The 470-nt window shown below is 38.3% G+C and carries 1 protein-coding gene; it reads right to left on the bottom strand.

What is annotated here, in order from left to right; translation table 11 throughout:
- Nucleotides 1-204: 204 nt before the first annotated feature.
- The gene (locus E0L35_RS25530; protein WP_138801731.1) at nt 205-405 is read right to left on the bottom strand and encodes a helix-turn-helix transcriptional regulator; all 201 of its coding nucleotides are present in this window, start codon (nt 403-405) and stop codon (nt 205-207) included.
- Between the last annotated feature and the right edge of the window lie 65 nt (nt 406-470).

Raw genomic sequence — 470 nt, 5'->3', positions numbered from 1 at the left:
TGATAATTCTTAGGGTTAGATTGTACGCACAAAATCAGTTTGAAAAAGATGCTATATTTTATGATTTTCATCAACGATAAACGACTGAAAATTATCAGCTACCACCGTTTTTATCTCCTAAAACCTTACCTTTGCTTTCTCCTTGACTTTTGAAATTTTTTCGCAACTTTTTCTTCGCTACCACCGATTACTATAACGAGAGGATTACTCCACCTCGATTAACTCCTGGATGTCGATGTCTAACACTTTGCACACTTTTTCTAATGTTGAGAGATAAACTCTGTCCACGTTGTCTGAACAAAGATGGCTGATGGTGTTCGGGCGCAGCCCTGTAAGTCGAGCTAATTCACGCTGAGAAATGCCACGTTCTTTGAGGATTTCTTTCAGTTTGATTTTAACTGGCATACTACATCCCTTCCTCTGTCTGTATTACTTATACGATACATGAGAAATTTGTATCGGTAAAGGGG

Origin of the sequence: Halomonas sp. ATBC28, assembly GCF_005937175.1 — a bacterium.
GTDB classification, from domain to species: domain Bacteria; phylum Pseudomonadota; class Gammaproteobacteria; order Pseudomonadales; family Halomonadaceae; genus Vreelandella; species Vreelandella titanicae.
The sequence above is the reverse complement of the archived record's forward strand: the minus strand, read 5'-3'. Positions and strand labels throughout refer to the sequence as shown.